Origin of the sequence: Streptomyces sp. GESEQ-4 (assembly GCF_017948455.1) — a bacterium.
GTDB lineage: Bacteria > Actinomycetota > Actinomycetes > Streptomycetales > Streptomycetaceae > Streptomyces.
The window spans coordinates 288,562-314,628 of record NZ_JAFFSU010000009.1 but is presented as its reverse complement, the minus strand read 5'-3'; the positions used below and the strand labels follow the sequence as shown (position 1 = coordinate 314,628).

The window sequence follows — 26,067 nt, the reverse complement described above, 5'->3', positions numbered from 1 at the left end:
CCCCCCCCCCCCCCCCCCCCCCCCCCCCCCCCCCCCCCCCCCCCCCCCCCCCCCCCCCACCCCCCCCCCCCCCCCCCCGCCCCCCCCCCCACGCCCCCCCCCCCCCCCGCCGCCCCCCCCCCCCCCCCCCCCCCCCCCCCCCCCTCCCCCCCCGCCCCCCCCCCCCCCGCACCCCCCCCCCCCGCCCCCCCCCCCCCCGCCCCGCCCCCCCCCCCCGCCCCCCCAGCCCCCGCCCCCCCCCCCCCACCCCCCCCCCCCCCCCCGCCCCCCCCCCCCCCCCCCGCCGCCCCCCCCCCCCCCCCCGCGCGCCCCACCCCCCCCCCCCCCCCCCAGCCGCCCGCCGACCCCGCCCCCTCACCCCCCTCCTCGACGGACGCTGACACGACAACGACAACGGCGCCGGAGCGCGAACGCCCCGACGCCGTTGACCCACGCCCGCGCCCTAGAACACGGGCGTACCGCCCCGCGTCAACTTCCAGTCCACCGACGCGAAGTCCTTCGGATCCAGCACACCCTTCGCCGTCACCCACTCCGCGATCCGCGTACGGATCTCGGTCGACTCCGCCCACACCTCCTGCGCCGACGCCACATGCGGAAACGCACCCCCGCCATTGGCCCGGTAGTTGTTCACCGCGAACACGAACTTCCGGTCCCCGTCCAGTGCCGCACCGTCGTACGTCAGGTTCTTGATCCGTGAACCCGCCGCCTGCGCGATGTCGATCTCGTACGACAGCCCCGACACGTAGTCGTAGTTGTAATCCGGACGGCCACCCGCGTTCGTCAGCTTCTCCACATCGACCGCCGCATCCGGCGCCGTCTGCACGAAATACTCCGCCGAATACTCCAGGTACGCCTTGAGCTGCGCACCCGTCATCAACTTCGCGACCAGCGTGTTGTCGTACACATAAAGACTCGACAGATCCCGGATCGTCACATCCCCCGCCGGAATCTCCGACGTCCGCGAGAACGGCGACGCCTGCGCGATCACCGGCAGCGACGCGTACTCCGAACCCGCCAGCGCCGCCCTGACCACGTCCTCCTGAACCTTCGTGATCAGATCGATGATCGGGGCGTCCTTGTACCGGGCGTCCACCGTCGTCAACGTCGCCGTGGCCGTGCCGACGACCTGGTTGACGTACTCGACCACGATGTCGTGATCGTCCTTCAGCAGCTTCGTGATCCTCGGGTCATCGGCGACCGTGTTCGCATCGCGCACCGTCGCCTTCACCGACTCGACCCGCCAGCAGCCCTTCTCCAAGACCAACTCGAAGTCGAACAGCGACAACCGCTCCGCAAAGCACAACGGCTCCGACAACACCACGGTCTTGCCGGTCTTCTCATTCGTGACCAGCAGCTCAGCGATCTCCGTGTGCGCATGCCCCACCAGGATCGCGTCGATGCCCGGCACCTGCTGAGCCACCAGCGCCGACGAGTTCTCGATGTACGGCAGCTGATCACCGTACGACGACGTACCCGACGAACCCGAGTGCGCCGACACCACCACCACATCCGCGCCCATCGACCGCAGCCTCGGCACCCACTTCGCCGCCTGCTCCTCCAGACCCGGGAACGTCAGCTTCCCCTCGACATACGCCTTGTCCCAGATCGCGATCCCCGGATTGGTCAGCCCCAGTACGGCCACCTTCACCGGCGGAGCGCCCGGCACCCGGAACGTCTTCATGAAATACGGCGGGAAAGCGGGCCTGAGCGTCTTCGCGTCCAGCGCGTTCGCACCCAGCAGCGGGAAATCACACTGCTCCTCGAACTTCCGCAGCGTCTCGATGCCGTAATTGAACTCGTGATTGCCCAACGCCACCGCGTCATACCCGATCGCGTTCATCGCCGCGGCCATCGGATGAACCGGCCCGCCCTCGGCGGTGATGGGATCCACCTTCGCGTAGTAATACGTCAGCGGAGTGCCCTGGATCGTGTCACCCGCATCCAGCAACAGCGTATTGCGGCGGCCCTTCTCCTCCCGGACCTGATTCACCAACGTCGAAACCCGCGCCAGACCCTGCGCATTGCCCTTGGCGTCCGTGTACTCCGCGTTCTTGAAATAGTCCCAGTTGAAGATGTGCCCATGCAGATCCGTCGTGCCCATCACCGTGAACGCGTACCGCTTCACCGGCTTGTGCCCCTTCTTCGCCTCCGCGGCCTCGGCCGCCGGAGCCGCCGCCGCACTGGCGATCGCCACCCCCGCCCCGGTCACGGCGGACTTCTGCAGGAACTTCCGACGGTTCAACGGCATCTCTGGACAACTCCTCGGGCCACGGTCGATGACGCGCGTAGACCGAAACGCGGTCGACAACGCGCGTAGATTCTGACCCGGACATGCCCAGCAGCAACAGGCCCCACAGGTTTCGATCTGATGACCCACCCCGTGAACTCGCCCACTCCGTAAGCGAGTAAGGCGTGACAGAGTGGGGCGTATGGCCACACCACCCACAGACGACCCCCACCCCGCCGTCCCCTACGGCACCCCCGAAGCCCCCCGCATCGCCGTCCGCGGCGAAGCCCGCCTCGAAGTCGACCCCGAAATCGCCCGCATCGTCGTCACCGTCGCCACCCGCGGCAAAGACCGCCGCACCGCCCTCGACGACCTCACCCGCCGCAACACCACCACCCTCGACCTCATCAAAACCTACGGCGACGCAGTCGAACGCCTCGAAACCGGCGCCTTCTCCATCACCCCCGAACTCACCAAACACGGCCGCGGCGAACGCATCCACGCCTACCACGGCCGCGTCCACATCACCGCCGAACTCACCGACTTCACCGCCCTCGGCGAACTCACCACCCGCCTCGCCGACCAAGAACTCACCCGCGTCGACGGCCCCACATGGGCCCTCCGCCCCGACTCACCCGCCCACCGCCAAGCCCGCCAGCAAGCCGTGAAAGAAGCCGTCCAGCGGGCGAGGGAGTACGCCGAAGCACTCGGCACCTCACTCGCGGCACTCGTGGAACTGGCCGACATCGGCGCCGAAAACCACGAGCCGCACGCAGTCCCCGGCAACGCCCGCATGCGCTCCGCGGCCTTCGCCGCCGAAGACGCCGCCGCCCCCCTCGACCTCGAACCCCAACGCCAACGCGTCCACGCCCAGGTCAACGCCCGCTTTACGATGGCACCGCCCCGCCTGTGAATACGCGACAGCCCGCGAAATGCTCATCGGAGCACCCCGCCGCACAATTCAACACTTGTCAATAACCCTTCACGTAAAGGTTGTTGAGTAGTCATGCGCGACCAATTCTCTACCCACCGGTAAGCCCTAGGCTCACACCATGCGCCGAGTAAAGATCGTCTGCACCCTGGGCCCCGCCACCGACTCATACGACCAGATCAAGGCACTGGTCGAAGCCGGAATGGACGTCGCCCGATTCAACCTCAGCCACGGCAGCTACGCCGAACACGAGGAGCGTTACCAGCACGTCCGCAAGGCCTCCGACGAGACCGGCCGCAGCGTCGGCATCCTCGCCGACCTTCAAGGCCCGAAGATCCGACTCGGCCGCTTCACCGAAGGCCCCGTACTCCTTGAACGCGGCGACACCTTCACCATCACCGTCGAAGAAGACGCGCAGGGCGACCGCGCGCAGTGCGGAACCACGTACTCAGGCCTCGCCGCAGACGTCACCGCCGGCGAGCGCATCCTCGTCGACGACGGCAAAGTCTGCCTCGAAGTCACCCAGGTCGACGGCCCCCGCGTCCACACCACAGTCGTCGAAGGCGGCATGGTCTCCGACAACAAGGGCCTCAACCTCCCCGGCGTCGCAGTGTCCGTCCCCGCCCTCTCCGACAAGGACGAAGCCGACCTCCGCTGGGCCCTGCGCATGGGCTGCGACGTCATCGCCCTCTCCTTCGTCCGCAGCGGACGCGACATCGACGACGTGCACAGGATCATGGACGAGGAGGGCCGCCGCCTCCCGGTGATCGCCAAGGTGGAGAAGCCGCAGGCCGTCGAAGCGATCGAGGACATCGTTGCCGCCTTCGACGGCATCATGGTCGCCCGCGGAGACCTCGGCGTGGAAATGCCGCTGGAGCAGGTCCCGATCGTCCAGAAGCGCGCGATCAAGCTGGCGAAGAGGAACGCCAAGCCGGTGATCGTGGCGACCCAGATGCTGGACTCGATGATCGACAATTCCCGCCCCACGAGGGCGGAGGCGAGCGACGTCGCCAACGCGGTCATCGACGGGACGGACGCGGTGATGCTGTCCGGCGAGACGAGCGTCGGCAAGTACCCCATCGGGGTCGTCAAGACGATGGCGAAGATCGTCGAAGCGGCCGAGGAGGACATCCTCGCGAAGGGCCTCCCGCCACTGACCGAACGCAACAAGCCCCGCACGCAGGGCGGTGCGGTGGCTCGTGCGGCCGCGGAAATGGGCGACTTCCTGGGCGCCAAGTTCCTGGTCGCCTTCACCCAGTCCGGCGACACGGCCCGCCGCCTGTCCCGCTACCGCTCGCCGATCCCCCTCCTCGCCTTCACGCCCGAACCGGCCACGCGATCCCAGCTCAACCTGACATGGGGCGTGGAGACGTTCCTCGGCCCGCACGTCGACTCCACCGACGCGATGGTCGACCAGGTGGACGAGCTCCTCCTGAAGTACGGCCGCTGCCAGCAGGGCGACGTCGTCGTCATCACGGCAGGTTCACCGCCCGGCGTCTCGGGGTCGACGAACCTGGTCCGGGTGCATCACATCGGGGAGGACGACAAGTAGGCGGGCTTTCAGTGCTTCGGCCCTACGTGAGTGTCCAGGAGCGCTACCGAGGCCTTCTTTGCGACGGAGATGTTGTACGGGTTGCCATTGCGGGTGCAGTGCGTCCACTCGATGCCGAGCTTGTCCAAGGTGTCGGTGTAGAGCTGACGGATGTCGTCGGAGACGTTGGTGAAGAAGTACCGGGGGTATTCGTAGCGCTTACGTTCACCGGCGACGATTCGAGTGGTCCAGTTGGTGATCCGGCAACCGTCTGAATGGATGAGGCCCCGGATGAACTCCCAGGGGTGAGCGTCGACGATGGCCTGCTGCCAGGGTTCAAGGGCGATGCGGCGCTCGTGCTTCTTGCCGGGGCCGTGCTGGGGGAACATGCAGGTCCAGTGCTTGGTGTACGACTTCACCTCGACGCATCCCGGCTTGTAGCGCTGCTTCACGCTCGGCAAGGGCATCACCTTGCGCATCGCCTCCTCGGCGGCGGTGATCAGGCCCCTTTGCGTGGCGTTGCAGAAGACGGACAAGTGGTGCTGCTTGCGCTTCGAGATGATGTGGCCGTCGCCGAGGTAGAGGCCCAGAAGGTAGGCGTACGCGGCTCCGTCGAAGTCGAGGCCTGTGCATTGAGGGCAGTCCGTGGGCTGCTCGTACGTTTCGCCTCGGACCTTGCGGTCCTCGCTGCGCCACCAGCCGACGGTCCCTCGCGGGACATTGAGGCGAGCCGCCACCAGGCGGTTCGGCATGCCTTGGCGCATAAGTGCGACAGCTTGAGCGCGGGTCGAAGGGCTGTGCTGTTCCATACGGCCACTCTGTGAGAGTGATCGTGGCGACACGCAACAAAAAGCGGATGTTCACGAGAACGTGGACATCCGCTTTCGAGTGATGACCTTGCAATCCAAGGAAAAGTGCCCCGAGTCGGATTCGAACCGACGCTGTATGGGTTTTGAATCCATGGCCTCTACCGCTGGGCTACCGGGGCCCCTTCGAAACGAAGGTCAGCGGTCACCCGCCGTGACACCACCATACCGCAGCTAGGTAGTCTCTTGGGAGCAGCACCCCTGCCCTGAACGAGGAGCCCCCGTGACCGCCCCCGAGTCGCCCCAGCCCGTAGACGCGCCCGACGACGACAAGTCGCACGTGCCTCCGCTGACGACCCGTGTCGTCATTGCCGAAGACGAGGCACTGATCCGGCTCGATCTGAAAGAGATGCTGGAGGAGGAGGGGTACAGCGTCGTCGGTGAGGCCGGTGACGGTGAGCAGGCCGTGGAGCTGGCCCGGGAGCACAAGCCGGATCTTGTGATCCTTGATGTGAAGATGCCGAAGCTCGACGGGATCTCTGCTGCCGAGAAGATCGCCGAGGAGCGCATCGCCCCCGTCCTCATGCTGACCGCCTTCTCACAGCGCGACCTCGTCGAGAGGGCCCGGGACGCCGGTGCCATGGCGTACCTCGTGAAGCCGTTCAGCAAGAGTGACGTCGTTCCGGCGATCGAGATGGCCGTCTCCCGGTTCACGGAACTGAAGGAGCTGGAGAAGGAGGTCGCGGACCTCTCCCTGCGGCTGGAGACTCGCAAGCTGGTCGACCGTGCGAAGTCGATCCTTCAGACGGAGTACGGGCTGACCGAGCCGGCGGCGTTCCGGTGGATTCAGAAGACGTCGATGGATCGCCGGATGTCGATGCAGCAGGTTGCCGAGGCGGTCATTCAGGACGCCGAGGAGAAGAAGGGCAACAACAAGGGCTGAGGCTCCGCAAGCGAGCATGCACGAAGGCCCGCGCTCCCGGATGGGGGCGCGGGCCTCGTCGTATCGGCGAATGGATCTCAGTCCTCGCCGAGGTATGCCTTGCGTACCGACTCGTCGTGCAGCAGGTCCTGCCCGCTGCCCGACAGCACGATGTTGCCGACTTCCATGACGTGTCCGTGGTCGGCCAGGGACAGCGCGGCCTGGGCGTTCTGTTCGACGAGGAGGATCGTCGTGCCCTGGGACTTGAGTTCGACGATCGTCGCCATGATCTTCTGCATCATGATCGGCGAGAGGCCCATGGAGGGTTCGTCGAGCATGAGCAGCTTCGGCTGGGACATGAGGGCGCGGCCCATGGCGAGCATTTGCTGTTCGCCGCCGGACAGGGTGCCTGCTGCCTGGTTTCGGCGTTCGCCGAGGATGGGGAACAGCTCGTAGGCCCGTTGGATGTCCTTTTCGATGCCCTCTTTGTCGTTCCTGAGGAACGCGCCGAGTTGGAGGTTTTCGAAGATGGTGAGGCGGGGGAAGATGCGTCGGCCTTCGGGGGAGTGGGCGAGGCCGAGGGAGACGATCTTGTGGGCGGCGACGCCGGTGAGGGGTTTGCCGTCGAACAGGATCTTTCCGCCGGTCGGCTTCAGGAGGCCCGAGAGGGTGCGCAGGGTGGTCGTCTTGCCGGCGCCGTTGGTGCCGATGAGGGTGACGACTTCGCCGGCTTCGACGCTGAAGGAGATGCCTTTGACGGCTTCGATCTTGCCGTAGGAGACCCGGAGGTCCTCGACTTCGAGGAGTGCGGTCACTGGGCTTCTCCCTTGGTGCTGGTGCTGCTCTGCGCTTCGGCGGCCGCGACCTCGGCGGCTTCCGCCTCGCCGGGGGCTCCTTCGAAGGGTTCGCCGAGGTAGGCGGCGATGACTCGCTCGTCTGCCTGGACGACCTCCGATGTGCCTTCGACGAGTTTTTCGCCCTGGACGAGGACGGCGACTCGGTCGCTCAGGTTGAAGACGAAGCGCATGTCGTGCTCGATGAGGAGGACGGCGATGCCCATGTCGCGGATGGCGAAGACCAGTTCCTCGGTGGCTCGCGTCTCCTGGGGGTTCATGCCGGCGGTGGGTTCGTCCAGCAGGAGCAGGCCCGGCTCGGACGCCATTGCCCGCGCGATCTCCAGCTTGCGCTGTTCGCCGTAGGGGAGGTTGCGGGCGAGGTGGTCGCGTTTGTGGGCGAGGCCGATGAACTCGAGGAGTTCCATGGACCGTTCCTCGCTGGCCTTTTCCGCCTTCTTGAACCCGGGGCCGCGCAGCAGTGCGGACCACAGGCCTTCCTTTGTCCGCGTGTGGCGGCCGACGAGGACGTTCTCGAGGACCGTCATGTTGGCGAAGAGGCGGATGTTCTGGAAGGTGCGGGCGATGCCTGCCTGTGTCACCAGGTGTGGCTTGGGCGGCAGGACGGTGCCCTTGTAGGAGACGGTGCCTTCGGTCGGGATGTACAGGCCGGTCAGGCAGTTGAAGAAGGTTGTCTTGCCGGCGCCGTTGGGGCCGATGAGGCCGACGATTTCGCCTGTGTTGACGGTGAAGTCGACGGAGCGGACGGCGGTGAGGCCGCCGAAGCGCATGGTGACGCCGCGGGCTTCGAGTACTGGTGTAGTCATGGTGCTCACGCCCCCGTCTTGGTGACGGCGGCTGGTTCGCCGGTCAGTGTTGTGGTGTCTGGTACGTCGAGTTGGCCGGTCTCGTGGAATTCGAGTTGCTGGCGGCGGTTGGCGATGATGCCTTCGGGGCGGAAGCGCATCAGGAGGATGAGCGCGACGCCGAAGGCGAGCAGTGACTTGTCCTGGAGGAAGACGAGCTTCTCGGGGAGCAGGTAGAGCAGGGCGGCGCCGAGGATGGGGCCTGCGACTGTGCCCATGCCGCCGAGGACGACTGCTGCGAGGAGGAATGCCGAGTTCGGGGGTGTGGAGCCGGCGAACTGGTAGGGCGTCGGTACGACGCTGTAGGTGACGTGGGCGCTGACGGTGCCGGCGAGGCCGGCGAGGGCGGCGCCGAGGGCGAAGGCGATGAGTTTGACGCGGAAGCCGTTGATGCCCATGGCGGTGGCGGCGGTTTCGTCTTCGCGGATGGCGATCCAGGAGCGGCCGATGCGGGAGTCGGCGGCGCGGGTGTAGACGAGGACGACGATGGCCATGATGAGGACCATCAGCAGGTAGTAGTTGGCGAAGCGGCCGAGGGTGAAGCCGCCGATGTCGTGGGATTCGCCGAGGTTGAACCCGAAGAGCTTGAGGTCCGGGATGGACGGGATGCCGTTGGGTCCGTTGGTGATGTCGGGGCCGGAGTCGCCGTCCATGTTGTTGACGGCGATGCGGAAGATTTCTCCGAAGCCGAGGGTGACGATGGCGAGGTAGTCGCCGCGCAGTCGCAGGGTGGGGGCGCCGATGAGGACGCCGAAGACCAGTGATGCGGCGGCGCCGGTGAGGGCGGCGGCCCAGAAGGGGAACTGGACGCCGGAGAAGGTGGAGAACTCGGAGCCGGAGACGAGGGCGGCGGTGTAGGCGCCGACGCCGAGGAAGGCGACGTATCCGAGGTCGAGGAGTCCGGCGAGGCCGACGACGATGTTCAGGCCGAGGGCGACGGTCCCGAAGATCAGGATGTTGACGCCGATGTTGGCGTAGTGGTCGTCGGTCTGGGTGAAGGGGAACGCGATCGCGGCGACGAAGCCCATGGCGAGCGTGAAGCTGCGGTTGTGGGCGACGATGCGCGAGAAGCGGTCCATGAGGCCCGCGGTGTGCAGGGCCCAGATGGCAAAGATGACGACGATGAGGTAGCCGATGAAGAGTTCGCCGTACTCGGTGTCGATGCCGTAGGTGAAGACGAAGAGACCGATGACGGTGACGACGGTGATGACGGCGCGTTCTGCCCATCCGCCGAGCGGCTGGGGGGCGGGGAAGCCGTCGGGCTTGGCGAGGTACGCCTTGAGGTTTTCCTTGGTGTCGTCGGTGCGCTTCTCGGGGAGGGCGAAGGCGCCGATGACGGGCAGGAGTGAGGCGATGACCGCGATCCAGCCGCCGGGTTCGAGGTTGACGACGCCGCCGAGGTCGACGGTGATCGCGATGACGGTGTACCAGGTGACGCCGAGGCCGCCGAGGGCGAGCAGGGCGAGGGGCGCGTTGTTGCGGCCTGGTACGAGCCAGCCGAGGCCTCGGATGCCGTAGGCGGCGAGGGCGAAGAGGGCGGTGAGGACGCCGGCGGTGAAGGTGAGCCACTGGAGGCCGCCGGGGTACCCGGTGATGGTGAGGTTGCCCGGGAATTCCTTGGTCCAGGTCCAGGCGAGGAAGGCGGATGCGGCGGTGGCGATGCCTCCGAGGAGGAGGAGCGCGCGGGCTGCCGCGAGGGGCAGGGGGATGAGTCCGCGGGTGGCGGCGGTGGTCTTGGTGATGTCGGTCATCGTGATCACGCCCTGTCCGCGACGCGTTCGCCGAGCAGGCCTTGTGGTCTGACGAGGAGGACGATGATGAGGAGGGCGAAGGCCCACACGTTGGCCCAGCTCTGGCCGCCGAGCTTGTCCATGCCGGGGATGCCGTCGATGTAGGCGGAGGCGAGGGTTTCTGCGACGCCGAGGACGAGGCCGCCGAGCATGGCGCCGTAGATGTTGCCGATGCCGCCGAGGACGGCTGCGGTGAAGGCCTTGAGGCCCATGAGGAAGCCCATGCGGTAGTCGATGTTGCCGTACTTGAGGCCGTAGGCGACGGCGGCGACCGCGGCGAAGAAACCGCCGATGGCGAAGGCGATGACGATGATGCGGTTGGTGTCGATGCCCATGAGCTGTGCGGTGTCCGGGTCCTGGGCCGTGGCCTGCATGGCGCGTCCGGTGCGGCTCTTGCGGACGAAGAAGGCCAGGGCGGACATACACACGATGGCGGCCAGGATCAGGAAGATGTCGGCGTCCTTGATGGTGACGGAGCCGATGTCGTGGGAGGTGTCGAGGCCGGGGAAGGAGATGGCGCGGTCGGCGCCTGGGTAGAAGTTGCGGACGACTTCCTGGAGGGCCAGGGAGAGACCGATCGCAGTGATGAGCGGTGCCAGTCGTGGTGCTCCGCGCAGTGGTCGGTAGGCGAACCGTTCCGCTCCGACGGCGATGAGGACGGCGACGATTCCGCCGCCGATCAGCATCAGGGGGACGGCGATCGCCATCGCGGTGCCGTCGGGGAGAATGTAGAAGTAGACCGTGAAGGCGCCGAAGGCCCCGGTCATGAAGATCTCGCCGTGCGCGAAGTTGATGAGCTGGACGATGCCGTACACCATCGTGTAGCCGATGGCGATCAGCCCGTACATCGAGCCTAGAAGCAGCCCGTTGGCCAGCTGCTGCGGCAGGGTGTTCACCGCATGGCCTCCATGTCGCTGGTGGTCGTGTGCACTGGTCGTGTGCAGGGGTGGGTGTGGCAAGGGCCGCGCGGTCGGGGTCCCCTTCCGCGCGGCCCGTGGTGTGTTGCTGTTGCTGCTGGGGGCCCGGGTCAGCCGAGGTCGGCGGTGCCGGTCTCGACAGCCTTCCAGGCACCCTTTTCGACCTGGTAAACCGTGAGCTGCTTGTTCGTGGTGTCGCCGTACTCGTCGAAGGAGACCTTGCCGGTGAGGCCATCGAAGTCGGACTTCTGGACTTCGTCGACGACGGTGGAGCGCAGGGCGTTGATGTCGGTGGGCACCTTGCCGTCGTTGGCGTCCGCGGCGGCCTTCACAGCCTTGATGATGGCGGTGGTGGCGTCGTAGGCGTAGGCGCCGTAGGCGCCGTAGTCGCCCTTGTAGCCCTTGGCCTTGTAGGTCTCGATGAACGTCTTGGCGGCGGGCAGGGTGTCCGCGGGGACGCCGATCGCGGTGACGAGGTCGCCTTCGGAGGAGGCGCCAGCGGCCTCGATGTAGGTGGAGGCGTACATGCCGTCGCCGCCGAACAGCGGGATCTTGACGCCGGCGTCCTTGAGCTGCTTGGTGATCAGCGCGGACTCGTCGTACTGGCCGCCGTAGTAAAGGATGTCGGCACCGGAGTTCTTGATCTTGGTGACGAGGGAGCCGAAGTCCTTGTCGCCGGTGTTGACGTGGTCGGTCTGGACGACCTGGCCGCCGAGCTTCTTGAACTGCTCGTTGAAGATTTTCGCGAGGCCGGCGCCGTAGGTCTGCTTGTCGTCGACGACGAAGGCCTTCTTCTTCTTGATCTTGTTGAAGGCGTACTGGGCGGCGAAGCTGCCCTGCAGTTCGTCGGTGGTGGCGGTGCGGAAGTAGGTCTTGAACGGCCGCTTCTTGTCGGTCTGCCAGTTCTTGCCCTGGGTCAGCTCGGGGGCGGTGTTCGCGGGGGAGATCTGGACCATGTTGGCCGAGGCGAAGACCTGCTGCATGGTCTGGGCGACGCCGGAGTTCAGGGGGCCGACGGCGCCGACGGCGGTCTTGTCGCCGGTGATGCTGGTGGCGTTCGACTGGCCGGTGGCGGGCTGGGCCTTGTCGTCGAGGGCCTTCAGCTTGAAGGTGACACCGGGGACGGTCTTGTTCTTGTTGGCGTCGTCGACGGCTATCTGGGCGCCGTACTGGATGCCGAGGCCGGTGGTGGAGTTCTCGCCGGACAGGGGGGCGTCCACGCCGATGGTCAGTGTGGTGGTGTCTCCGTCGCTGCTGTCGCCGCCACTGTCGTCTCGGGAGCCGCAGGCGGTGAGCGTCAGAGCTCCGGTCGCGAGGACGGAGGTAAGTATCACCAAGGAACGTCGCACAATCAGTCCTTTCCGCAGTCACGTCCGCCCGGGTGGGGCGGCGGGTGCCGCGCTGGTACCGAACTCCCGATGGAGCGGTGACTGGCCGTGACTCTAAGCCCGGTTTGAGGGCGGCGGCATCGCCGTGCGCTGGCTTGTGACTTTCTTGTTATGACGTGCAGGTGTGCGCGCTTCGGTGGAGGGGACTGTTAACCCTTTTGGGTGACACCCCGGTCAGTCCACATTTTGAGAACTTGCACTTCCGGTTGGCCGTGCGGGCGGCTGCCGGTGTATCGGGGCGCAGGCGCCCCGAAGGAGCCGGGAAAGATCGTGGGAGTACGCGCCCCCGAAGATGAAACTGTGGTGCTGTATTGCGCGCGTGTTACGCAGCGTTACGTCGAGAAAGGGAAGGTCCGCATCGAGGGGCACTCCCGAACAGTCGGATACGGATATCTCGACGGCGATCCGGAGGGTTGTTCCGCCGGGCACGAGGAAGGAGGGCCAGGGCACGGCGTGTGCGGTGAGCCCGTCGAAGGCGGTGCCGGAGACCTTGAGGCTGACGGGCGGCCCGTGGTCGACGGTCACGGCGAACAGGAAACGGCCGCTGGTGGCCCCGGGTTTGTGGGGGGTGGCCAGTCCGAGGTAGCGCCAGGTGGTGACATTGGCGGGCCAGGGGACGGGGGTTTCCTGCGGCTTGGCGCGGTCTTCCGGCGTCAGGGCGGGCGGCACCAGAATTCCCGCCGCGACCAGGGCGATCGCCGCTGCGCCGAGGGCGGCTTTGCGGGTCTTGGGCGACAGCCGGGCCCAGCGCGCGCTCCAATGCTCCGCCAGCCGTGTCCGGTCGGAGCCGACGGTGGGGCAATTCTCCTCGGACCCCGGCGAGTCGACGGGCTCGACGGGGCCGATTCCGGTCATGAGGGCCGCCTCATGGGGAAACGGTAGAGGAGCCGGGGGCGGTTGCCCAGCCGAAAACCCGGTCAGGCCGCGGGCGTTGGGGCGTCCCGCAGCAGGCAGGTCAGCCGGGCGGTGCAGACCCGCCGTCCGTCTTCGTCACTGATGACGATCTCGTACGTCGCCGTGGAGCGCCCCCGGTGCAGGGGGGTGGCCACGCCGGTCACGAGTCCGGAGTGGGCGCCGCGGTGGTGGGTGCAGTTGAGGTCGACGCCGACGGCGATCTTGGAGCTGCCGGCGTGGAGCATGGAGCCGACGGAGCCGAGGGTCTCGGCGAGCACGGCGGACGCGCCGCCGTGCAGCAGTCCGTACGGCTGGGTGTTGCCCTCGACGGGCATGGTGCCGACGACGCGGTCCGCGGAGGCTTCGACGATCTCCACTCCCATGCGGGTGCCCAGGTGTCCGGCGGAGAACATGGCGACGAGGTCGACGCCGAGCGCGGCGTACTCGTCGATGACCTCTTGCGGGAACTTCGCGTGCTGCTGTTCGCCCATGGGGCCCGGCTCCGTTTCGTCGTCGGTCACATCTGCTGAGCAAACGCTCAGTCGGTCGCCGATTGTTCCAGACGTACGACGACGGACTTGCTGGCCGGGGTGTTGCTGGTGTCCGCGGTGGCGTCGAGGGGGACCAGGACGTTGGTCTCGGGGTAGTAGGCGGCCGCGCAGCCCCGCGCGGTCGGGTAGTGCACGACGCGGAAGCCGGGCGCGCGGCGCTCGACGCCGTCGCGCCATTCGCTGACGAGATCGACGTACGAGCCGTCCGGGATGTGGAGCGCGTGGGCGTCCTCGGGGTGGACGAGGACGACGCGGCGGCCGTTCTTGATGCCCCGGTAGCGGTCGTCGAGGCCGTAGATCGTGGTGTTGTACTGGTCGTGCGAGCGCAGCGTCTGCAGCAGCAGCCGTCCTTCGGGCAGTCGCGGGTACTCGACCGGGGCGGCGGTGAAGTTGGCCTTGCCGGTGGCCGTGGGGAAGCGGCGCTCGTCGCGCGGGGCGTGCGGCAGCGCGAAGCCTCCGGGGTGCGCCACGCGCGTGTTGAAGTCCTCGAAGCCGGGCACCACACGCGCGATGCGGTCGCGGATGGTGGCGTAGTCCTTCTCGAACTCCTCCCAGGGCGTGCGGGACGCGTCACCGAGGACGCGGCGGGCCAGGCGGCACACGATCGCCGGCTCCGACAGCAGATGCGTGCTCGCGGGCTCCAGCCGGCCGCGGGAGGCGTGCACCATGCCCATGGAGTCCTCGACGGTCACGAACTGCTCGCCGCTGCCTTGGAGATCCCGCTCGGTGCGCCCCAGGGTGGGCAGGATGAGTGCCCGCGCGCCCGTGACGGCGTGTGAGCGGTTGAGCTTCGTGGAGACGTGCACGGTCAGCCGGGCGCGCCGCATCGCCGCCTCGGTGACGTCGGTGTCGGGGGAGGCGGACACGAAGTTGCCGCCCATGGCGAAGAAGACCTTCGCTTTGTCGTCGCGCATCGCGCGGATGGCTCGTACGACGTCGTAGCCGTGCTCGCGCGGGGGTGCGAAGCCGAACTCCTTCTCCAGGGCGTCCAGGAAGGCGGGGGCGGGGCGCTCGAAGATGCCCATGGTGCGGTCGCCCTGCACGTTCGAGTGGCCGCGCACCGGGCACACGCCCGCGCCGGGGCGGCCGATGTTGCCGCGCAGGAGCAGGAAGTTGACCACCTCGCGGATGGTCGGCACGGCGTGCTTGTGCTGGGTGAGGCCCATGGCCCAGCAGACGATGGTGCGCTCGGAGGCGAGGATCATCCGGAGGGCTTCGTCGATCTGCCGCTGCTCGAGACCGGTCGCGGTGAGCGTCTCGTCCCAGTCGGCGGCGCGGGCGGTCTCGGCGAACTCCTCGAAGCCGTGGGTGTGTTCGCGGACGAAGTCCTCGTCGACGGCGCCGTCGGTGTCGAGGATCAGCTTGTTGAGCAGGCGGAACAGGGCCTGGTCGCCGCCGATGCGGATCTGCAGGAACAGATCGGTGAGCGTGGCGCCCTTGAGCATGCCCTGGGGGGTCTGCGGGTTCTTGAAGCGCTCCAGGCCCGCCTCGGGCAGCGGATTCACGCTGATGATCTTCGCGCCGTTGGCCTTGGCCTTCTCCAGGGCGGAGAGCATGCGCGGATGGTTGGTGCCGGGGTTCTGGCCGGCGACGATGATCAGGTCCGCCTGGTAGAGGTCTTCGAGCAGGACGCTGCCCTTGCCGACGCCGATCGTCTCGGACAGCGCCGAGCCGGACGACTCGTGGCACATGTTGGAGCAGTCCGGCAGGTTGTTGGTGCCGAACTCGCGGGCGAACAGCTGGTAGAGGAAGGCGGCCTCGTTGCTCGTGCGGCCGGAGGTGTAGAAGAGGGCCTCGTCGGGGGAGCCGAGGTTCTTCAGCTCCTCGGCGATGATGTCGAAGGCGCGGTCCCAGGTGACCGGCTCGTAGCGATCTCCCCCTTCGGGGAGATACATGGGGTGCGTCAGCCGCCCCTGCTGGCCCAGCCAGTAGCCGGAGCGGGTGGCGAGGTCGGCGACCGTGTGCGCGGCGAAGAACTCCGGGGTGACCCGGCGCAGGGTGGCCTCCTCGGCGACCGCCTTCGCGCCGTTCTCACAGAACTCCGCCTTGTGCCGGTGGTCCGGCTCCGGCCATGCGCAGCCCGGGCAGTCGAAGCCGTCCTTCTGATTGACGCGCAGCAGGGTCAGCGCGGTCCGCTTCACACCCATCTGCTGCTGGGCGACACGCAGGGTGTGCCCGATGGCCGGGAGCCCCGCCGCCGCGTGCTGCGGCTCGGCGACCTGCGGCGCGTCCTGAACCGGATCACCCTGGGGCGGCTTCGTTGCCATCGCACGCTCTCCTATACGACTGCTGCCACTGCGTGTGTGAGGTACCTCTCCGATCCTCGCACGCGCCGCTGACAACGCCTGCGGTCGGGTTTGTGGAGATCGCCGGCGCCGGGTTTCGTCGGGGACCGAAGTCACCGCGGTCCCGACTGTCAGTGGGGCGTGGCAGGATCGGGGCGTGGCAGAAACAGCATCGAAGAAGACCGACAGCACCCCCGGCGGCGACCGCCCGCGGCTGATGCTCATGGACGGGCACTCGCTGGCCTACCGCGCGTTCTTCGCGCTGCCCGCCGAGAACTTCACGACCGCGACGGGCCAGCCGACGAACGCGATCTACGGCTTCGCGTCGATGCTCGCCAACACGCTGCGCGACGAGGCGCCCACGCACTTCGCGGTGGCCTTCGACGTCTCCCGCAAGACGTGGCGCTCCGAGGAGTTCACGGAGTACAAGGCGAACCGCTCCAAGACCCCGGACGAGTTCAAGGGCCAGGTCGAGCTGATCGGCGAGCTGCTCGACGCGATGCACGCGCAGCGCTTCGCGGTGGACGGCTTCGAGGCGGACGACGTCATCGCCACCCTCGCGACCCAGGCCGAGGCCGACGGCTTCGACGTGCTGATCGTCACCGGCGACCGGGACTCCTTCCAGCTGGTCTCCGACCGCACCACGGTGCTGTATCCGACGAAGGGCGTCTCCGAGCTGACCCGGTTCACGCCGGAGAAGGTCTTCGAGAAGTACGGCCTGACGCCCGCGCAGTACCCCGACTTCGCGGCCCTGCGCGGCGACCCCTCCGACAACCTGCCGGGCATCCCGGGCGTCGGCGAGAAGACCGCCGCGAAGTGGATCAACCAGTTCGGTTCCTTCAAGGACCTGGTCGAGCGCGTTGAGGAGGTCAAGGGCAAGGCCGGGCAGAACCTGCGCGATCACCTGGAGGCGGTCAAGCTCAACCGCCGGCTCACCGAGCTGGAGCGGCAGGTGGAGCTGCCGAAGACGGTCACGGACCTCGAGCGGGCGCCGTACGACCGCAAGGCGGTCGCGATGGTGCTGGACACCCTGGAGATCCGCAACCCGTCGCTGCGTGAGCGTCTCTTCGCCGTCGACCCCGGCGCCGAGGAGGCCGAGACGACCCCGATCACCACGGACGGCGTCCAGCTGGACGGCAAGGTGCTCTCCACGAGCGAGCTCGCCCCGTGGCTGACGGAGCACGGTACCGACACGCTCGGCATCGCCACCGTCGACACCTGGGCGCTCGGCGCCGGCTCGGTCGCCGAGGTGGCCCTGGCGGCGCCCGGCGGAGCGGCCGCCTGGTTCGACCCCTCGCAGCTGGACGAGGCCGACGAGACGGCGTTCGCCGCCTGGCTGGCCGACGCGGGCCGCCCCAAGGTCTTCCACAACGCCAAGGGCGCGATGCGTGTCTTCGCCGAGCACGGCTGGACCGTCGACGGCGTCAGCATGGACACCGCGCTCGCCGCCTACCTGGTCAAGCCGGGCCGCCGCTCCTTCGACCTGGACGCGCTGTCCTTGGAGTACCTGCACCGAGAGCTGGCCCCGGCCGCCGCGGCTGACGGCCAGCTCGCCTTCGGCACGGACGACGGCGCCGAGGCCGACGCCCTGATGGTCCAGGCCCGCGCGATCCTCGACCTCGGCGAGGCCTTCGGCGAGCGGCTCCAGGAAGTGGGCGCCGCGGACCTCCTGCGGGACGTGGAACTGCCGACGTCCGCGCTGCTGGCCCGCATGGAGCGGCACGGCATCGCCGCCGACCGGGCCCACTTGGAGGCCATGGAGCAGATGTTCGCCGGCGCCGTGCAGCAGGCCGTGAAGGAGGCGCACGCGGCGGCCGGGCACGAGTTCAACCTGGGCTCGCCCAAGCAACTCCAGGAAGTCCTCTTCGGCGAGCTGGCCCTGCCCAAGACCAAGCGCACCAAGACCGGCTACACCACCGACGCCGACGCGCTGGCATGGCTCGCCGGCCAGACGGACAACGAACTGCCGGTGATCATGCTCCGCCACCGTGAGCAGGCCAAGCTGCGGGTCACCGTGGAGGGCCTGATCAAGACGGTCGCGGCGGACGGCCGTATCCACACCACCTTCAACCAGACGGTCGCGGCGACAGGCCGCCTGTCCTCAACCGACCCCAACCTCCAGAACATCCCGGTCCGCACCGACGAGGGCCGGGCCATCCGCCGGGGCTTCGTCGTCGGCGAGGGCTTCGAGTCCCTGATGACCGCGGACTACAGCCAGATCGAGCTGCGCGTGATGGCCCACCTCTCCGAGGACGAGGGCCTGATCGAGGCGTTCACCTCGGGCGAGGACCTGCACACCACGGCCGCCTCGCAGGTGTTCGCCGTCGAGCCCACCGCGGTCGACGCGGAGATGCGCCGCAAGATCAAGGCGATGTCGTACGGCCTGGCGTACGGCCTGTCCGCCTTCGGCCTCTCCCAGCAGCTGAACATCGACGCGGGCGAGGCCCGAGCCCTGATGGACGCCTACTTCGAGCGCTTCGGCGGCGTACGGGACTATCTGCGCCGCGCGGTCGACGAGGCACGGGCGACGGGCTACACGGCGACCCTCTTCGGGCGCCGCCGCTACCTCCCCGACCTCAACAGCGACAACCGCCAGCGCCGTGAGGCGGCCGAGCGGATGGCCCTCAACGCCCCCATCCAGGGCACCGCCGCCGACATCGTCAAGATCGCCATGCTCAACGTGGACCGGGCCCTGCGCGAAGCCGGCCTCACCTCCCGCATGCTCCTCCAGGTCCACGACGAAATCGTCCTGGAGATCGCCCCCGGCGAGCGCGCCGCCACAGAAGAACTCGTCCGCCACGAAATGGCCAACGCCGTCCACCTCAACGTCCCCCTGGGCGTCTCCGTGGGCGCAGGCCCGGACTGGGAGTCGGCAGCGCACTAGCGATTGAGCCGAGTGGCTGGCCGTGCGGTTAAGCAGGCGGGACTGCAACGCCCCAAAAGGGGCGCGGGGAACTGCGCGACCAGCCACAAACCACCCGCAGCCCCAACACAACCGCGACCCGGCAGACGCGTAGGAACCCGGCCACCCCCAAAGGCCCCGTCACTCGCGTGGCCCCCGCGAAAACGCCCCCACCCCCACGAGCCCGTAAAGATGCCCGCATGGGTATACGCATGCTCAACCGCCGGACGGCATGGGCACTGGCGCAGGCGAACGCCGACGCGACCCCGCCCCCGCCGCCCCCACCGGTCCCGGTCTTCTCGGCCGCCGCAAGCACCGCCCGCATCCCCACCGACCTCCCGGCGGCCCTGCGCGGGGCGGCCACAAGGCTCCGGCACCGTTTCAGCGGCAGCGAGCGGCCCGCCGTACAGCCGGGGCACACGCCCGACTGGCGCCTGTGGACCGACCTGGCCCGCAGCTACCTGGCCCTGGTCCTCTCCCGGCTGCCACGGTCACGCCCCGGACAGACCGTCACCGTGTTCATCGCGACCGCGTCCACCGTCAGCGGGCGGCCGGACGGCTCCGGCTCCGCTCCGGAACCGCCGGGGACCCGCGCCACACCCTGACGCCGACGGCGTACAGCAGCAGCCCCAGGACCAGCCCGGCGCCGGCCCCGAAGCACAACGCCGGAATCAGTTCCCACGGCTTCGCCATGGACCCCCAGTAGGCCCACCAGCCCACCGCCCGCTCCACGGCGGCCACGCCCGCACATCCGCCGATCACCGCACCCGCCACCCACCGGTCCCGCACCGACAGAACAGGCACCCCCACCGGCTCGACCGACGGAGTCCGCCGCAGCGCGTAAGCCACGAACACGGCGATCACGACCGCGGCGACCGCCGAGCCGCCGTACTGCAGGTACCAGTACAACGGCGAGCCGGCCACCTCCTCGCCCAGGACGGGAAACAGCCGCATCCCCCACCGGTCGAGATGTGTGAACGCGTCCCACACGACATGCGTCAGCGCGCCGAGCGCGGCGGAGACGTACCACCGCGCCACCAGGGACGGCCGGACACGCGCGCGTGGCACCCCGCAGCGCACCAAGGAAGCCACCCTGGCCTGCCGTTTCGGCGGCAGCAGCGCCACCAGAGGCTCACGCATCAGCAGCCACAGCCCCACGAGGACCCAGGCGACCACCACATCGACGGTGAAGACGCCGCCGAACGAGTGGGTGACATCGCCGAATTCCATCGCTCCGGGCAGGACACTCGCCGCGTAATAGGTCATGTCGGGCGCAAAGGAACCGGCCACGAGGACGGCCGGCACAAGTCGGCCACGGCCGGTTCCGTCGGTGCGTATGGCGGGCAGCACGGCCGCCGCATGGCTCAGCGTGAACGGCAACTGCATCCCTCGCGACGGACGTTGACGGACCTGCCGGTCCCGCTGATCATCGACGTCCAGTATGCGGGATGACCGGCGCAGTCGTAGTGGCCCAACGAGATATGGCCAACCGGTTAAGACCCGGCTCGAACGGGTGCACGTGGAAAGCAAGTTGTCGTAGGGTCACCTGAGTCGGCATTCCCAGGGGCGTGGCCGACCCCATCAACAGAACACCGGCGGGCCCCGTGAGGGCAACCGTGGCGGCGGGCCGATCGTCCCTCAGGACGAGCACAGCAGTCGGAGAAGGGGCGCGGAGCGCCCACGGGAGGGATTCACCTTATGGCGGCGCAATTCGGCAGGAGGCTGCGCGCAGGTGCGGCAACGACGGCCGCAGCCGCGTTGGCGGTCGCAGCGCTGTCCGCGTCCCAGGCGCCGGGCGTCACCGTCGACGACTCCGGCAGACGGACCGCCGGCGACGCCCAGTCCACCCCCGATACTGACCCACTTGCGGAGAGCGCGACCGGCAACTCGCCGTACTACACGGACCTGCCGCCGCTCAACACCCCCAGCCCCACGCCGACCATCGGCAGCCCCGCCGCCCGAGGCGCGGCGGAGGCGGGCATACCCGCCACCGTCCTCGACGCCTACAAGCAGGCGGCGGCGTCGCTCCGGGCGTCCAAGCCCGGCTGCAACCTGCCCTGGGAACTCCTCGCCGCCATCGGCAAGGTCGAGTCGGGCCAGGCCCGGGGCGGCCGCGTCAACTCCGCCGGCGACACCCTCTCGCCGATCCTCGGCCCGCAGCTCAACGGCAACGGCTTCGCGAACATCAGCGACACCGACGGCGGCGTGTACGACGGTGACAGCTCGTACGACCGTGCCGTCGGACCCATGCAGTTCATCCCGTCCACCTGGTCGTGGGCGGGCCGTGACGGCAACGGCGACGGCGAGAAGAACCCGAACAACATCTACGACGCCGCGCTCGCCGCCGGTCACTACCTGTGCCGCTACGGCTGGGACCTGTCCACCGAGACCGACCTGAGCAGCGCGATCCTCAGCTACAACAACTCGCAGGACTACCTGAACCTGGTCCTGTCGTGGCTGGAGTACTACCGCAAGGGCACGCACGAGGTCCCGGACGGCACGGGCACGCTGCCGAGGGACCGCAGCGACACCGGCAACGGCGGGGCGAGCACCAGCCCCTCGCCCACACCGCCGCGCACGCCAGGCACGCCCAATCCGAGCCCGAAGCCCCCCGCGAACAATGACGGCGGCTCCGGGAGCCCGAGCCCCAAGCCGCCGTCGGAATCCCCGAGCGACCCGAACACCCCGGACCCGACCCCCACCGACACGGTGGATCACCTGGAAGACGCGGGCACCGCAGACCTCACCGCGATGGCCGGCGACACGTTCATCCAGAAGATCAGCACCCGCGCCGAGACCGACGACGGCGAGGCGGTCGGCAAGGTCAGGATCCGCTTCACGATCACCGGCGACACCGACGCCACCTTCACCGGCGGCGAGAGCGTGGCCACGGTCGCCACCGACGCCTCCGGTGTCGCCGTCGCACCCGCGCTGAAGGCCGGTGAGAAGACGGGCGACTTCACCGTCCGCGCCACCGTCGTCGGCCGCTCCGTCAGCGCCGTCAACTACACGGCCACCGTCACCGAACGCGTCGCCAGCGCCCTCACCCGCACCAGCGCAACCGCGCTGACCTGCCCGGCGGGCGGCGAGTTCGCCGAGCAGGTCGAGGTGAAGGCGACGTACCGGGGCGAGGCCGCGGACAAGGTCGCCGCCACCGCCACCCTGATCAAGTCGGTGCTCGACCCGACCGAGAACGACAAGGGCCCCTACTTCAAGGACGCGAACGGCAAGACCGTACGCACCCTGACCGGTCTCAAGACCGACGGGAACGGGCTGCTGAAGCTCCCCAAGCTCTACGCGGACGACACCACCGGCACGTTCCTGCTCCGCATCGACACCGCGGGCGGGGCGACGCTCACGGTCATGCTGACCGTGGAGAAGGCCGCGGCGACGTCCTCGCCGAGCCCGTCGGCGAGCCCCAGCGCGTAGCCCCTCGTACTCGATCCCACAACTCCACACGGCTTTCTACGACGACGACGGCGCCCCTGCACCGAGGGGGCGCCGTCGTTGTGTGTGCAACGTGTTCTCATCTCGCCCGCCCGTTGCTACGGTGCCGGACCTGACGATGTATCAGTTCCGCCCGTCGGGAGGCGTCCCTATGCGCGCCCTGATCGCCGCCGCGACCGGTCTCGCCGTCGCGCTCGCCCTCGTGCTCACCATCACGGCGCTGGGCTCACCCACCGGCGAGACCTCCCCGAAGCCGCTCCTCACAACGGTGCCCGCACACCCCTGACCACCCGGGAGGGAGGCCGAGATGCGCCGCAAGGCCAGCCTGATCCTGCTCGCCCTCGCCGTGTTCTTCGCGGCGCTGTCCCCACTGCTGCGCTGGTACGCCTTCCCGCGCCTGGCCAAGATCCCGCCCAACCAGTACCAGGACATGGTCCTCGAGGCGAAGGACGCGACCCTCCTCGACTACGGCACCATGCAGGCGCGCAAGGTCCCCAAGGTCACCATCGTGCAGACCCTCAAGGGCAACGTGGAGGAGTCCGAGAAGATCGAGAAGACCGCGGGCAAGGACGTCGTCGTCTGGGACGGGCTGTCCTACGTCGTCGGCCCCGACGGCAAGATGGTCTCCAAGATCCCTGAGCGCTACATCTTCGACGCCCACACCCAGGAACCCGTCCACGCGACGGGCGAGATGGTCGACGGCGACCCGGTGCGCCGGGACGGCATCGAGTTCAAATGGCCGTTCATGACGGAGAAACGGGACTACGAGTACTTCGACGCGCAGGCGCGCGTGACGGCGCCGATCCACTACAAGGGCACGCAGGACTTCCGCGGCGTCGAGGTCTACTACTTCGAGCAGACGATTCCGTGGACGAAGGTGTCGATGCCCAAGACGATGCCGGTCCAGGGCATCACACCGGAATCGGTCGCCAAGACCGGCACCACCCGCTGGTACACCACCGTCCGCAAGTTCTGGGTCGAACCGCTGACCGGCGCGCCCGTCTACGGCGAGGAGATCCACAAGGAGGAACTCCGCGGCGGCACCCTGCTCGGCGACCGCGACAAGGTGACGGCGTTCGCCGGGCACGTGAAGATGCGCGAGGACTACATCGACTCCACCGTCGACCTGGTCAAGTCCAACCGCACCCTGGTCCTGCTGATGACGTCGTACCTGCCGTGGGGCTTCCTCTTCCTCGGCGCCCTGCTGCTGTCCCTTTCCCTCTACCTGGAGGCCCGCAGCCGCCGCCCCGCCGGCCCCGCGGGAGTGGAAACGGCGGCACCGGAGCCGGTCAGCGCCTGAGCCGGGCGTTGGTGTGCCGGGTCGGCTCGGCGGTGGCCGGGTCCCCGGGCCACGGATGCTTCGGATACCGGCCGCGCAGCTCCGCCCGTACGCCCTTGTAGCCGTCCCGCCAGAAGGACGCGAGGTCGGCGGTGACGGCGGCGGGCCGGCCGGCGGGGGAGAGCAGATGCACGAGCACCGGCACACCGGCGAGGCTCGGCGACTCCTGAAGTCCGAACATCTCCTGCAACTTCACCGCGAGCACGGGCTGCTCGGGGTTGACGTAGTCGATCCGGATTCTGGACCCACTGGGTACGGCGATCCGCTCGGGCGCGAGCTCGTCGAGCCGCGCGGCGTCACCTGAGGCCCAGGGCAGCAGGCGGGCGAGCGCCGCTCCGGCGTCGATACGGGCGAGGTCCGCACGGCGCCGCGCACGGCCCAGCTCCGGCTCCAACCACTCCTCCACGCGCGCGTGCAGCGCGTCATCGCGGACATCGGGCCACGGCTCACCGAGACGCAGTCGCAGAAAGGCGAGCCGCTGCCGCAGCACCTCGGCATCGGGGGACCAGCGCAACAGGCCGAACCCTTCCTGCCGCAGCCCGTCGAGAAGGGCATCGCGTACGAGGACGGGGTCGGGGCTCTTGAGCGGGCGCACCGCCAGCTCGATCGCCCCGAGCCGCTCGACGCTCCGGGCGACGACGTCCCCGTCGGCCCAGTGGACCTCCTGGCCCTCGGAACACAGCGAGGCGGCAGCCGACCGTGCCCTGTCCTCGTCCACCACGGCGGCAAGCTGCACGCGCGCGTGCCCCTTGCCCACGGGCCGGTCCGCCGCGGCGACGGCGATCCAGGCCGCACCCCGCAGCGCACTCCCCTCCCCGAGCTCGGCACGCGTCCCGGACGCCATGAGATAGGAGGCCCCGTCGGCCTTGGCGAGGCGCTCGGGGAACGCGAGGGCGGTGACCAGCCCGACAAGACGGTCGTCGGAGTCACCGGCGGACGGCTGGGAAACCCCCTCCGAAGCGGCCCGCAGCCGCCGCACCTCCGTCCGCCACCGTCCCGCGTAGGCGTCACCGCCACGCCGGGCAGCCCGCAACGCGGCCACCAGATCATCCCCGTAGTCCCGCGGCACCTCCTCGGAGAGCAACGCCACGACCTCCGCGCCCCCACCGGGGGCGTCCAGCAGGGCCCGCCCCAGCCGCGGATGCAAGCCCAGCCGCGCCAACCGCCTCCCACGCTCCGTGGCCCGCCCGTGGGAGTCCACCGCCCCGATCGCCGACAGCACGGTCCGCGCCGCCGCCATCGCGCCACCCGGCGGAGGATCCAGCAGCGCCAGTCCGGAGGCCTCAGGATCGCCCCAGCACGCCGCCTGCAGGGCGAACGCCGTCAGGTCGGCCACCTTGATCTCCGGCGACGGGAAACGCGGCAGACGCGCGTCTTCCGCCTCCGCCCAGCACCGGTACACCGCCCCCGGCGCCTCACGCCCGGCACGCCCCGCCCGCTGCCGGCCGGCCGCATGCGAGGCCCGTACCGTCGTCAGCGCGCTCAGCCCGCGCGCGTGATCGACCCGCGGCTCGCGCGCCAGCCCCGAGTCGACGACCACCCGCACGCCGGGAACCGTCAGAGAGGACTCGGCCACGGACGTCGTCAGCACCACCCGGCGCCGCACACCGGAGGACAGCACCGCATCCTGCACCGCCGCCGGCGCCCGCCCGTGCACCTGAAGCACCTCGACATCCCCCAGGCCGCCCAGTTGCCCGGCCACCCGCGCGATCTCCCCGACCCCCGGCAGGAAACACAGCACGTCCCCGGGCCGCTCGGCCAGCGCCCGCCGCACCACCGACGCCACATGGGCCAGCAGCGCCGGGTCGACCCGCATGCCGTGCGGCGGCCGTACCGGACGCACCGGTGGCGCCCACACCACCTCCACCGGATACGACACCCCCTCGGCCTCGACCACCGGCGCCCCGCCCAGCAGTCGCGCCCACGCCTGCGCGTCGGTCGTCGCGGACGCGGCCACCAGCCTCAGCTCCGGCCGCAGCGTCTCCCGTACGTCCCACAGGAACGCCGCCACCGTGTCCGCGTCCAGATGCCGCTCATGGCACTCGTCGAGCACCACCACGTCCACGCCCGCCAGCTCCTGGTCACGCTGCACCCGCTGCAACAGCACCCCGGTCGTGACGACCTCCACGCGCGCGTGCCGCCCCACGACCCGCTCCCCGCGCACGGTGTAGCCGACGCTCTGCCCGACCTTCTCGCCCAGCAGCCACGCCATCCGCCGGGCCGCCGCCCGCGCCGCGATCCGCCGCGGCTCGGCGACGATCACACGGCGTACGGGGCCATCCCCGAGCAGTCCGGACAGCGCGAGCGGCACGAGGGTCGTCTTGCCCGTGCCGGGCGGTGCCACGAGGACCGCGGTGCCGTGCGCCTCCAGGGCGCCGTCCAGTGCGGCCAGGGCGCCGCGTACGGGCAGCGCGTCCAGGGCGTCGTAACGGATCACG

At 69.2% G+C, this 26,067-nt stretch carries 20 protein-coding genes and 1 tRNA gene; 8 read left to right on the top strand and 13 right to left on the bottom strand.

Annotation, left to right across the window (positions count from 1 at the left end; genetic code table 11):
• Positions 1-442: 442 nt before the first annotated feature.
• Positions 443-2,248 (bottom strand): bifunctional UDP-sugar hydrolase/5'-nucleotidase, encoded by a 1,806-nt coding sequence (locus KCH48_RS20210; RefSeq protein ID WP_210575988.1) that lies wholly within the window; start codon positions 2,246-2,248, stop codon positions 443-445.
• A gap of 181 nt (positions 2,249-2,429) precedes the next feature.
• On the opposite strand from KCH48_RS20210, the gene KCH48_RS20205 reads away from it, so the two are divergent.
• Together KCH48_RS20205 and pyk are read left to right on the top strand one after the other, a co-directional pair.
• Complete coding sequence (locus KCH48_RS20205; protein WP_210575987.1) at positions 2,430-3,140, top strand: SIMPL domain-containing protein; 711 nt, start codon at positions 2,430-2,432, stop codon at positions 3,138-3,140.
• 139 nt (positions 3,141-3,279) lie between these two features.
• A complete protein-coding gene (pyk, locus tag KCH48_RS20200; protein WP_210575986.1) occupies positions 3,280-4,710 on the top strand; it encodes a pyruvate kinase in 1,431 nt (476 codons plus the stop codon).
• A gap of 8 nt (positions 4,711-4,718) precedes the next feature.
• On the opposite strand, the gene KCH48_RS20195 is transcribed toward pyk, so the two are convergent.
• Positions 4,719-5,498: a helix-turn-helix domain-containing protein gene (locus KCH48_RS20195; RefSeq protein WP_210575985.1), complete on the bottom strand. Its 780-nt coding sequence runs from the start codon at positions 5,496-5,498 to the stop codon at positions 4,719-4,721.
• 106 nt (positions 5,499-5,604) lie between these two features.
• A tRNA-Leu gene (locus KCH48_RS20190) sits at positions 5,605-5,677 on the bottom strand.
• A 101-nt stretch (positions 5,678-5,778) separates the two neighbouring features.
• Between KCH48_RS20190 and KCH48_RS20185 the strand changes: the two genes are divergently transcribed.
• Positions 5,779-6,438: an ANTAR domain-containing response regulator gene (locus tag KCH48_RS20185; RefSeq protein WP_210575983.1), complete on the top strand. Its 660-nt coding sequence runs from the start codon at positions 5,779-5,781 to the stop codon at positions 6,436-6,438.
• 77 nt (positions 6,439-6,515) lie between these two features.
• Here KCH48_RS20185 and KCH48_RS20180 read toward each other — a convergent pair whose 3' ends face one another.
• The 8 genes from KCH48_RS20180 to KCH48_RS20145 form a co-directional block, all read right to left on the bottom strand.
• Positions 6,516-7,232 (bottom strand): ABC transporter ATP-binding protein, encoded by a 717-nt coding sequence (locus tag KCH48_RS20180; protein ID WP_210575980.1) that lies wholly within the window; start codon positions 7,230-7,232, stop codon positions 6,516-6,518.
• Entirely contained in the window at positions 7,229-8,077 is an 849-nt protein-coding gene (locus KCH48_RS20175) for an ABC transporter ATP-binding protein (RefSeq protein ID WP_210575978.1), read from the bottom strand. The genes KCH48_RS20180 and KCH48_RS20175 overlap by 4 nt, the downstream gene beginning before the upstream one ends.
• Before the next feature lie 5 nt (positions 8,078-8,082).
• Positions 8,083-9,867, bottom strand: coding sequence for a branched-chain amino acid ABC transporter permease (locus tag KCH48_RS20170; protein WP_210575976.1), 1,785 nt, complete (start codon positions 9,865-9,867; stop codon positions 8,083-8,085).
• A 5-nt stretch (positions 9,868-9,872) separates the two neighbouring features.
• The gene (locus tag KCH48_RS20165) at positions 9,873-10,802 is read right to left on the bottom strand and encodes a branched-chain amino acid ABC transporter permease (protein ID WP_210575975.1); all 930 of its coding nucleotides are present in this window, start codon (positions 10,800-10,802) and stop codon (positions 9,873-9,875) included.
• Positions 10,803-10,933: 131 nt separating this feature from the next.
• Complete coding sequence (locus tag KCH48_RS20160; RefSeq protein WP_210576014.1) at positions 10,934-12,160, bottom strand: branched-chain amino acid ABC transporter substrate-binding protein; 1,227 nt, start codon at positions 12,158-12,160, stop codon at positions 10,934-10,936.
• A gap of 225 nt (positions 12,161-12,385) precedes the next feature.
• The gene (locus tag KCH48_RS20155; protein ID WP_210575973.1) at positions 12,386-13,066 is read right to left on the bottom strand and encodes a hypothetical protein; all 681 of its coding nucleotides are present in this window, start codon (positions 13,064-13,066) and stop codon (positions 12,386-12,388) included.
• A gap of 62 nt (positions 13,067-13,128) precedes the next feature.
• Positions 13,129-13,596, bottom strand: coding sequence for a PaaI family thioesterase (locus KCH48_RS20150; RefSeq protein WP_210576012.1), 468 nt, complete (start codon positions 13,594-13,596; stop codon positions 13,129-13,131).
• A gap of 47 nt (positions 13,597-13,643) precedes the next feature.
• Positions 13,644-15,923: an FdhF/YdeP family oxidoreductase gene (locus KCH48_RS20145; RefSeq protein WP_210575970.1), complete on the bottom strand. Its 2,280-nt coding sequence runs from the start codon at positions 15,921-15,923 to the stop codon at positions 13,644-13,646.
• A 175-nt stretch (positions 15,924-16,098) separates the two neighbouring features.
• Between KCH48_RS20145 and polA the strand changes: the two genes are divergently transcribed.
• On the top strand, positions 16,099-18,825 hold the full coding sequence (gene polA / locus KCH48_RS20140) for a DNA polymerase I (RefSeq protein WP_210575967.1): 2,727 nt from the start codon (positions 16,099-16,101) through the stop codon (positions 18,823-18,825).
• A 218-nt stretch (positions 18,826-19,043) separates the two neighbouring features.
• Positions 19,044-19,448 (top strand): hypothetical protein, encoded by a 405-nt coding sequence (locus KCH48_RS20135; protein WP_210575963.1) that lies wholly within the window; start codon positions 19,044-19,046, stop codon positions 19,446-19,448.
• Here the strand turns inward: KCH48_RS20135 and KCH48_RS20130 are convergent.
• Positions 19,384-20,223 carry a DUF4184 family protein gene (locus KCH48_RS20130; RefSeq protein WP_210575961.1) on the bottom strand — a complete coding sequence of 280 codons (840 nt, stop codon included), beginning with the start codon at positions 20,221-20,223 and terminating at the stop codon, positions 19,384-19,386. The genes KCH48_RS20135 and KCH48_RS20130 overlap by 65 nt on opposite strands.
• 318 nt (positions 20,224-20,541) lie before the next feature.
• Between KCH48_RS20130 and KCH48_RS20125 the strand changes: the two genes are divergently transcribed.
• The 3 genes from KCH48_RS20125 to KCH48_RS20115 all read left to right on the top strand — a co-directional run bounded on the left by KCH48_RS20125 (position 20,542) and on the right by KCH48_RS20115 (position 23,590).
• Positions 20,542-22,272 carry a lytic transglycosylase domain-containing protein gene (locus tag KCH48_RS20125; protein WP_210575960.1) on the top strand — a complete coding sequence of 577 codons (1,731 nt, stop codon included), beginning with the start codon at positions 20,542-20,544 and terminating at the stop codon, positions 22,270-22,272.
• Positions 22,273-22,441: 169 nt separating this feature from the next.
• Positions 22,442-22,576 (top strand): SPW_0924 family protein, encoded by a 135-nt coding sequence (locus KCH48_RS20120; protein WP_155055294.1) that lies wholly within the window; start codon positions 22,442-22,444, stop codon positions 22,574-22,576.
• 21 nt (positions 22,577-22,597) lie between these two features.
• Complete coding sequence (locus KCH48_RS20115) at positions 22,598-23,590, top strand: DUF3068 domain-containing protein (RefSeq protein WP_210575959.1); 993 nt, start codon at positions 22,598-22,600, stop codon at positions 23,588-23,590.
• On the opposite strand, the gene hrpB is transcribed toward KCH48_RS20115, so the two are convergent.
• Positions 23,580-26,066, bottom strand: a complete 2,487-nt coding sequence (gene hrpB / locus KCH48_RS20110; protein ID WP_210575957.1) for an ATP-dependent helicase HrpB — start codon at positions 26,064-26,066, stop codon at positions 23,580-23,582. The genes KCH48_RS20115 and hrpB overlap by 11 nt on opposite strands.
• Position 26,067: the final 1 nt, after the last annotated feature.

What these genes read in the sequence shown, in the direction of transcription:
- KCH48_RS20210 (WP_210575988.1), bottom strand. Translation starts at nt 2,248, where the DNA reads ATGCCGTTGAACCGTCGGAAGTTCCTGCAGAAGTCCGCCGTGACCGGG.
- KCH48_RS20205 (WP_210575987.1), top strand. Translation starts at nt 2,430, where the DNA reads ATGGCCACACCACCCACAGACGACCCCCACCCCGCCGTCCCCTACGGC.
- pyk (WP_210575986.1), top strand. Translation starts at nt 3,280, where the DNA reads ATGCGCCGAGTAAAGATCGTCTGCACCCTGGGCCCCGCCACCGACTCA.
- KCH48_RS20195 (WP_210575985.1), bottom strand. Translation starts at nt 5,498, where the DNA reads ATGGAACAGCACAGCCCTTCGACCCGCGCTCAAGCTGTCGCACTTATG.
- KCH48_RS20175 (WP_210575978.1), bottom strand. Translation starts at nt 8,077, where the DNA reads ATGACTACACCAGTACTCGAAGCCCGCGGCGTCACCATGCGCTTCGGC.
- KCH48_RS20170 (WP_210575976.1), bottom strand. Translation starts at nt 9,867, where the DNA reads ATGACCGACATCACCAAGACCACCGCCGCCACCCGCGGACTCATCCCC.
- KCH48_RS20155 (WP_210575973.1), bottom strand. Translation starts at nt 13,066, where the DNA reads ATGACCGGAATCGGCCCCGTCGAGCCCGTCGACTCGCCGGGGTCCGAG.
- KCH48_RS20150 (WP_210576012.1), bottom strand. Translation starts at nt 13,596, where the DNA reads ATGGGCGAACAGCAGCACGCGAAGTTCCCGCAAGAGGTCATCGACGAG.
- KCH48_RS20145 (WP_210575970.1), bottom strand. Translation starts at nt 15,923, where the DNA reads ATGGCAACGAAGCCGCCCCAGGGTGATCCGGTTCAGGACGCGCCGCAG.
- KCH48_RS20135 (WP_210575963.1), top strand. Translation starts at nt 19,044, where the DNA reads ATGGGTATACGCATGCTCAACCGCCGGACGGCATGGGCACTGGCGCAG.
- KCH48_RS20125 (WP_210575960.1), top strand. Translation starts at nt 20,542, where the DNA reads ATGGCGGCGCAATTCGGCAGGAGGCTGCGCGCAGGTGCGGCAACGACG.
- KCH48_RS20120 (WP_155055294.1), top strand. Translation starts at nt 22,442, where the DNA reads ATGCGCGCCCTGATCGCCGCCGCGACCGGTCTCGCCGTCGCGCTCGCC.
- KCH48_RS20115 (WP_210575959.1), top strand. Translation starts at nt 22,598, where the DNA reads ATGCGCCGCAAGGCCAGCCTGATCCTGCTCGCCCTCGCCGTGTTCTTC.